Origin of the sequence: Streptomyces calidiresistens, from assembly GCF_014141525.1 — a bacterium.
GTDB lineage: Bacteria > Actinomycetota > Actinomycetes > Streptomycetales > Streptomycetaceae > Streptomyces > Streptomyces calidiresistens.
Map to the genome: position 1 here is coordinate 1 of NZ_VKHS01000277.1, position 6,242 is coordinate 6,242.

Here is a 6,242-nt window from a genome sequence, read left to right on the forward strand (position 1 = left end):
GGCGACGACACGGGGCGGGGCGCACGGGGAAACCCCGCGCGCCCCGCCCCGGTCGCTCCGGCCCTTCGGAGCGGTCCGCTCAGCCCACCGGCGGCGGGACGGCGTCCCACGGCGCGGTGCCGCCGGTGCCCGCCAGCTCCGCCATCCAGGCCTCGACCGCCTCCGAGGTGCGCGGCAGCATGGCCGACAGGTTCCGGTTGCCGTCCTCCGTCACCAGGATGTCGTCCTCGATCCGCACGCCGATGCCGCGGTACTCCTCGGGCACCGTCAGGTCGTCCGGCTGGAAGTACAGCCCCGGCTCCACGGTCAGGCACATGCCCGGCTCCAGCGTGCCGTCGGCGTAGGCCTCCCGCCGGGCGGCGGCGCAGTCGTGCACGTCCATGCCCAGCATGTGGCCGGTGCCGTGCAGGGTCCACCGGCGCTGGAGCCCCAGCTCCAGGGCGCGCTCCACGGGCCCCTCCAGCAGCCCCCACTCCACCAGCCGGGTCGCCAGCACGCGCTGCGCCGCCTCGTGGAACTCGCTGTACTTGGCGCCCGGCCGCACGGCGGCGATGCCCGCCTCCTGCGCCTCGTACACCGCGTCGTAGACCTTCCGCTGGAGGTCGGTGAAGCGCCCGCCGATCGGCAGGGTGCGGGTGACGTCGGCGGTGTACAGCTCGCGGGTCTCCACGCCCGCGTCGAGCAGCAGCAGCTCGCCCTCCCGCACGGGGCCGTCGTTGCGCACCCAGTGCAGCGTGGTGGCGTGCGGGCCGGCGGCGCATATCGAGCCGTAGCCGACGTCGTTGCCCTCCACCCGGGCGCGCAGGAAGAACGTGCCCTCGATGTACCGCTCGGAGGTGGCCACCGCCCGGTCCAGCACCCGCACGACGTCCTCGAAACCGCGCGCCGTGGACTCACAGGCGTACGTCAGCTGCGCGATCTCGAACTCGTCCTTCACCAACCGCATCTCGGACAGGAAGGTGGTCAGCTCGGCGTCCCGCTCGGCGGTCACCTTGTCGTGCAGTGCCCGCTCCACGCCGCTGTCGTGTCCGCGCACCACCCGGACCGGGCCGGTCGCCTCCCGCAGCTTCTCCGGCAGTTCGCGCACGTCGGCGCAGGGGATGCCGTAGAGCCGCTCGGCCTCGGTGAGGCTGTGCCGCCGGCCGACCCACAGCTCGCCGTGCCCGCCGAGCCAGAACTCGCCGTTCTCCCGGTCCGAGCGCGGCAGCCGGTACAGGGTGGCCTCGTGGCCGGAGTCGGTGGGCTCCAGCACCAGCACGCCCGCCTCCGTCTGGTCACCGGTGAGGTAGGCGTACTCGACGGCGGCGCGGAAGGGGTAGTCGGTGTCGTTCGAGCGGGTCTTCAGCACGCCGGCCGGCACCACCAGGCGCTCGCCGGGGAACCGGGCGGACAGTTCGGCCCGGCGGCGGGCGGTGTGCTCGGCCTGGGCGATCGGCTCCAGGTCGCGCTGCTCGGTGTCCGCCCAGCCGGAGCGCATGTTGGCCGCCAGCTCGTCGGAGACGGTGCGGGAGAGACCGTTCTTGCGCGGCGCGGGTGCCTCCGTCCCCTCGGCGTCCCCCTCGGCGGGGGTCCCGGGCGCGTCGGACGGATCGGACGGGGGTGCCGACGTCTCCGCGACCGCCGGGGTCTCCGGGGTCGGGGGGACGGTCGGGTTCTGCTCCTCGGCCACGTGGGTGCCTCCTCGGATGGGGTGCCGGTCGGGGACCGTTTCCCATCGTATGGCCGGGGTCCCGGGCCCGACAGGGCGGCGACGGGCCCGGGACCCCGGCCGGGGTTCAGAAGCGGGCCGCGAGCACCACCGCGTCGCCGGGGCTCCCGCCGGGTCGGCACCCGGTCGGGTCGGCCGCCGGCAGGGACGCCAGCACGTGGTCCGCCAGCGCCCCGGGGTCCCGCCGCACGGAGGCGGGGGCGCGGGCCGCCGTGGCGTGCAGCCGGGCGAAGGCGCGGTCCATCGACCCGGTACCCGCCCCACCGCCGCCGTCCAGCCGTCGCAGCAGTCCCTCGCTGCACAGCAGCACCGTCTCACCGGGGCGCAGCTCCACCTCCACGCTGGGGGCCTCCCAGCAGGTGAGCATGCCCAGCGGCGCGGAGAGGGTGGTCTCGGCGTACTGCACCCGGGTGTCGCCGACGATCAACGGGGGCGGGTGGCCGGCGGAGGCGATCACCAGCCGCCGGTTGGCCGGCTCGACGTACCCGAACAGGGCGGTGGCGCACCGCACGGATTCGGTGACGCGCAGCAGCAGTTCCAGGTCGGACAGGACCGCCACCGGGTCCTCGCCCTCCATCACCGCGTAGGCGCGCAGCCCGGCCAGCAGCCGGCCCATCGCGGCCACGACGCGCGGTCCGGTGCCGGTGATCGAGCCCATGGCCAGGCCGAGCGCCTGCTCGGGCAGGGCCAGCGCCTCGTGGAAGGTGCCGCAGTCGGTGTCGCCGTTCTCCCCGGTGCCGTGGAGGTCCTCGGTGCCCCGGGCACCACCGGCTCCCCCCGGGCCGGTGGTGCCGCCGGGCAGGCGGCGGACGGCCAGGGCGACCCCGGGCAGGTGGGGCAGGCACCGGGGCAGCAACCCCTCGCGCACCTCCCGCACCGCGCTGCGGGCCCGGGAGAGTTCGAGTCGGTTGGCGATGTGGGCACCCGCCTGTCGCAGGTAGAGGGCGAGGAGGTGGCGTCGGCGGGCGTCGGGCACGCCGGGCTCGTCGTAGAACCACACGGCGGCGCCGATCCGGCGACCGTCCTCGACGGTGAGCGGCTGGGCGTAGCCGGCGGCGATGTCCGGCAGCGTGATCTCGGCCGCCGGTTCCGCGGTGCCGGGCGGACCGTCCTCGCCGGGGGCGGTGCCCCCGGCCGGGGGACCGTCGCCGGGGGGCGTCGGGAGGACCTCGTCGAGGAGGCGCGCGCAGGGGTCGGAGGAGCGGGGAACGGTCTCCATGGCGCCCAGGTCGCAGGGGGCCAGGCCGAAACCGACGGTCCGCTCGGGGGCGCCGGGTTCGGTGGGGCGCAGGGCGAGCATGCCGCGCCGCGCGCCGGCGAGCCCCGCCCCGGCGCGCAGGGTCTCCCGCAGGGCCGCTTCCGGGGTGGTGGTGCGGCACAGGCGTTCGAGCAGTTCGTGCAGGCCCGTCAGGTCGGCGATCCACGCCGCGAGACGGTCCTGCGCGGCGCCGGGATGCCCGACCGGGGAGGCGACGGAGGCGGCGTCGTCGGAACCGGACCCGGTCCCGACGGGCGGGACCGCCCCCTCGGCATTCCCCGCAGTGTCCGACACGAGCGGAACGGGGTGCCGGCTTCCGGCCACTTTCGGAGCGGAGGGGCTATTCATGATCATCGGCTTCCGCCGCGGGTTTTCCTCGCAATAGCATCGCAAACCCCCATGTCATGGGCGTCCCTATGGAGACATTCCACATCTACACGTGCTTGTTGTGGGATGTCCAGCATTGTTCCCTCGGCCGTCGTCGGCGGAGGCGCGGCGCGCGGCGGGTTCCTCCCGCTCCGTGCATACCGCCCGGCCGGCGGGGCACGCGTTCGGGGGGTGCGCCACGGGGTGCGCGCCGGTGTGGCGCAAAGATCCCTGTCGCCCGCTCCGGATGCGGTCCACTGACGCCGACCCCCGGGGCGGTGTTCCCCGCGTGGTTCCCCGTCGTTGCGGGGATTCCGCGGCCGGCGCGGGAGTCGATTGTCCACTCTCCCGGGACAAAGCCGCCCGCCGGCGACGGTTGAAAGCGGTACTGTCCGGAGGGTGGACGGCGGGGTGCCGGAGGGGACCGCGTCGAGGGAGCGCGCGACCCGTGACGGACCGGCTCCCCGGGGCACGGTGTCGCACATCAGTCCGACGGGTGGGATTCGCCCGCGGGTGTCGGCGGTGCCGTGCCGAAAGGTGTCGGCCCGCGCCGGCCCGCGCCCCTGTCGCCGGCCCACCGGCCCACCGCAGGGTGGGGGAGGGAATCCCCCGATCGCGGGGCACCCGGGCGGTCACCCCGCCGACGGGATGACCGCGGAGCCGCAGTACGACCGCAGGACCGCACGACGCGCCCCGGCGGGCCGCGTTCCGGAACCGGACACTCCGGAACCGGAACCGGTGCCGGAGGCGTGACCGGAGACGTACCGGCCGAGCGCCGGGAACGTGCCGGGCACGACCCGATCCGCACCGGCGCGCCCCCGGGCGCACCGCGAGGTCCGGAGACCACCGGACGGAACGGAGGTGGGAGGGCGGAGGAACGAGACGTGGGCACCGGCGCCCGGCGGGAGACCGGGACCGACCCACGGCGGAGCGCCGACCACGACGGGCGTGTCCCCACCCGCGGGGACCCGCCCCGGGCCGGCGGAGGTGGAAGCGACCGGCACGGCCGCCGGTCCCGGGTGCGAGCGAAAGGAACCACCGCGGTGCGCGAGATTCTCGATGGCAGGAGCGGAGAGACCCGGACGCCCCGGGAGGCGGCGCTGCGCTGCGCCCGACAGTGGGGATGGCCCGTCCTCCCCGGGGTCGGGATGCGGCCGGACGGCCGCTGCGAGTGCGGACGCCCCGGGTGCGCCGCCCCCGGTGCCCACCCCCTGGACCCGGAGGCGCTGGCCGCCACCACCGATGTCCGGATGATCCGCTGGTGGTGGACCCGGCGCCCGGAGGCGCCCGTGGTGATGCCCACCGGGGGCCGGGCCCCGTGCGCGATCGGCCTCCCCGCGACGGCCGGGCGCCGGGCCCTGGCGGACCTCGGCCGGCTCGGCGTGCGGGTCGGCCCCGTGATCGCCGGCCCCGGCCGGTACCTCCTCCTGGTCGCCCCCTACGACCTGCCGGAACTCGGCGAACTGCTGTGCTCGCTGATGGACGCCGCGCTGCCCCCCTCCGCCGAGGCCGGAGCCGCCACGGAGGACGCCCGTACCGACCGGGTCCCGGCGTCCGTCCGCTTCCACGGCGCCGGCGGCTACATCGCCCTGCCGCCCACCCCGGTGCGCGGCGGCCGACTGCGCTGGGTCCGACCGCCGGTGGCCGGTGACTGCACGGGGCCGGTGTGGTTGCCCCGGGCCGCCGATCTGCTGGGCGCGGCCCTGGCCGCCGGCCGCACCGAGCCCGGCAGTCGCCTGCCGCACTGAGCGGGCCCCTTTCCGAGCGGCCGTCCCCGTCCCGGGCGCCGGGCGCCGCGCGGCGCCCGGGGAGACCGGCGGCGCACCCCCCGGGTGTGCGCCCCGGCCGACTCCGGGGCCCTTCCGATCATCCGTTCGGCGGTACCCGCGTCCTCCGGTCCGGTCACCGACCTCTTCGCTCGGGTGCGTCGTGCGGCCCCTCCGGCGGGGCGACCTATCGTCCCCGGGGTGTGGTCCGCCCGCGAACGCAGGGGGAATCCCGTGCCGGCAGAGTCGCCGTCCCCACCGGAACCGCAACCGGAGCCGTCCGTCCCCGGACGCGGTGCCCGGGAGCGGGAACCGTCCGCCGAACCCGATCCGCTTCCCTCCAGACCCCCGACCCCGACCCCGGCTCCGGCTCCGGCTCCGGCTCCGACGCCGGTCGGCCGGGACGGGGACGATCCCGCCCGGGACGGGGAGGACCGGGCCGTGCCCGGCTCCCGCGCCGTCACCGCCGCCGTGGTGGCGGTGATCGCGCTGCCCCTGATCTGGGTGGGCGGCCTCGCGCCCGACGGACCTCCGGACCCGCTCGGGGCCGGTGGGGCGCCGCAGCCCGTGCCGGTGGCCGAGGAGGCCCCGGTCCCGGAGCCCGGGGTCCGGGGAACCGACCCGGGTTCCGCCGCCGGGCCCGGGTACGACCCCGACCCCGGGTCGGAGGCCGACGACCGGGACCGGGGAGCCGCAGGAGGGCTCGCGCCCGCCGGCGCCCCACCGGGACCGCGCGACGGCGCGGAGGGGCCGGGCGGCGTGGGCGGGGTCCGGTGCGGACCGCCCGTCACGGCCCCGGTCGGCGTGGAGGCCAGGGCGTGCGTGGTGACCGACCGGGAGGGCACCCGGGCCCGGGTCTCGCACCGCAACGACGACGGCCGACCGCTTCGGGTGGAGCTCTCGCTGACCCGCCCGGACGGGCAGGTGGTGACCCGGGTGTGCGCGTTCGCCGAACCCCACCCCACGGGATGGTGCGAGACGCCGGCCCAGCCGCACGCGGCGGTGGGCTCGGCGGGGACCGCGGCCCGCTCCGGGTGGTCGGCCACGGCGGAGTTGCTGCCGATCGACGGGGAGGTCCCGCTGCTGCGGGCCAGGGGCGCCGACGAGCCGTAGGGACCGGAGGGGCCGGGGATGCCGGAGGGGC

Annotated in this window: 4 protein-coding genes; 2 read left to right on the plus strand and 2 right to left on the minus strand. The window is 77.1% G+C overall.

Annotation, left to right across the window (positions count from 1 at the left end):
- Nucleotides 1–79 precede the first annotated feature (79 nt).
- Together FOE67_RS13160 and FOE67_RS30395 are read right to left on the minus strand one after the other, a co-directional pair.
- The gene (locus FOE67_RS13160; protein ID WP_182663840.1) at nucleotides 80–1,669 is read right to left on the minus strand and encodes an aminopeptidase P family protein; all 1,590 of its coding nucleotides are present in this window, start codon (nucleotides 1,667–1,669) and stop codon (nucleotides 80–82) included.
- 106 nt (nucleotides 1,670–1,775) lie between these two features.
- Nucleotides 1,776–3,260, minus strand: coding sequence for a SpoIIE family protein phosphatase (locus FOE67_RS30395; protein ID WP_323384864.1), 1,485 nt, complete (start codon nucleotides 3,258–3,260; stop codon nucleotides 1,776–1,778).
- Nucleotides 3,261–4,375: 1,115 nt separating this feature from the next.
- On the opposite strand from FOE67_RS30395, the gene FOE67_RS13170 reads away from it, so the two are divergent.
- Entirely contained in the window at nucleotides 4,376–5,080 is a 705-nt protein-coding gene (locus FOE67_RS13170) for a bifunctional DNA primase/polymerase (RefSeq protein WP_182663844.1), read from the plus strand.
- A 459-nt stretch (nucleotides 5,081–5,539) separates the two neighbouring features.
- Nucleotides 5,540–6,211 (plus strand): hypothetical protein, encoded by a 672-nt coding sequence (locus tag FOE67_RS13175; RefSeq protein ID WP_182663846.1) that lies wholly within the window; start codon nucleotides 5,540–5,542, stop codon nucleotides 6,209–6,211.
- The last annotated feature ends 31 nt before the right edge of the window (nucleotides 6,212–6,242 follow it).